The 1,840-nt window shown below is 60.5% G+C and carries 2 protein-coding genes; both read left to right on the top strand.

The features are described 5' to 3' along the window. Nucleotides 1–674: GPO family capsid scaffolding protein (locus QCE79_RS32650; RefSeq protein ID WP_309851514.1), on the top strand; the 674-nt coding region annotated here is incomplete at its 5' end. 51 nt (nt 675–725) lie between these two features. Further along, entirely contained in the window at nt 726–1,754 is a 1,029-nt protein-coding gene (locus tag QCE79_RS32655) for a phage major capsid protein, P2 family (RefSeq protein ID WP_309851517.1), read from the top strand. Nucleotides 1,755–1,840: the final 86 nt, after the last annotated feature.

Below are 1,840 nucleotides of genomic sequence, written 5' to 3' on the forward strand. Positions count from 1 at the left end.
TGTTCGCGCAGATCGATCCGACGGACGATCTAAAAGCGATGGCGAAGAGCCGTCAGAAAATCTATTCGAGCGTCGAAATCGATACGAACTTTGGCGGCTCTGGCAAGGCATATCTGGTGGGTCTGGGCGTGACCGACAGTCCGGCCAGCTTCGGCACCGACGTGTTGACGTTCGCTCAGCAGCATCCCGATCACTTTCGGTCGAAGAAACAGCGTCCCGAAAACGTGTTCTCGGCGAGTGTCGAGATCGACACGGACTTCGGCGAGGCCGACCAAGCGGGTAATGCGAGCGGTGCGAGCGGTGCGCCTGATCCGGTGACGTTCTTCGGCAACGTGCTCGCCAAGCTCGGTTTCAGCGCGCAATCGAGCGGCGGCGCTCAGGTGGGCGACGCAGTGTCGCCATCCAACTCTCCAGCCAACTCGCCAGCAGCGGGCTCGGGGAAGGGCGCACCGCAGACGTTCACGGCCGAGCAACTCGCCCAAGCGTTCCATCAGGCTCAGCGTGAGGCGCAGGGCGAAGCGGCAGACAAAGCCGTAACGGAACGCCTCGACCGATTCGAACAACAGTTCTCCGATTTCGTGAAGAAGATGGAATCGGTGCAGTTCAGTGCGCCGCGCCCGCCCGTCACCGGTGGTGGCGGCACCGGCGGCACTGGCGAATTGACCGACTGCTGATCGCGGCAGCCGCTTACCGAAGAACCCACGCATCGCACACAAGGAAACGATATGACACCGATTGCACGCGCCGCGATCGAAGCTTATTCGCAGCAGGTCGCACGACTTAGCGGCGTCGCTGACGCGGCGAAGAAGTTTGCCGTTACGCCGTCCGTCCAGCAAACGATCGAAAAACGCATTCAGGAGTCGGATGACTTTCTGAAGGGCATCAACATGATCGGCGTCACCGCGCAGAAAGGCGAGAAGTTGGGCCTGCTGATCGGCGCGACGATCGCGAGCACGACGGACACCACTCAGAAAGAGCGCGAGCCGATCGATCCGCACGACTTCGATCCGAACGGATATTTTGCGACGCAGACGAATTTCGATACGCAGATGCGTTACGACCTGCTCGATGCGTGGGCGCACCTCAACGGCTTTCAGGCGAAGCTGCGCGACATGCTGATTCGTCAGCAAGCGCTGGATCGCATTCGCATCGGCTTTAACGGCAAGTCGCGTGCGGCCACGTCGGACCGGTCGAAAAATCCGGTGTGCGAGGACGTGAATGTGGGCTGGCTTGAGAAATACCGTCTGTACGCGCCCCATCAGGTCATGAAAGACCAAATTGTGGTGGGCGGAAAGGACGCGCACTATCACACGCCCGACGCGCTCGTCTTCGAAGCGGTGAATTCGCTGGTCGCGCCGTGGCATGCGAGTAACCCCGATCTGGTGGTGTTGTGTGGCCGCGAAACGATGCTCGACCGCTACTTCGTCACGCTCAACGCGGACAATCGTCCGGTTGACCAGATCGCGGCCAACCTGATTGTGAGCCAGCAGCGCATGGGCGGCATTAAGGCCGTGCGTGCGCCGTTCATGCCGAGCGGCAAGCTGTTCATCACGCCGCAGAAAAATCTGTCGATTTACTGGCAGATTGGCGGCCGACGCCGCTCGATCATCGACAATCCGAAGCGCGACCGCTACGAGTTCTTCGAATCGAGCAACGAAGCGTACGTGGTCGAGGACTACAGCGCGGGCTGTCTGATCGACAACGTGAAGTTTGCGAGCAGCGAGACCAAGCCCGCTCAGAATCAGGCGGATTAAGCGCGCCATGGAACGAGACACGCCGATTTCCCGTCATCTGAAGCAGATCGCGGCGCTGCGCACGTCGAACGTATCGGTCAGCGCAG

The organism is Caballeronia sp. LZ003, from assembly GCF_031451465.1.
In the GTDB taxonomy this organism is placed as follows: domain Bacteria; phylum Pseudomonadota; class Gammaproteobacteria; order Burkholderiales; family Burkholderiaceae; genus Caballeronia.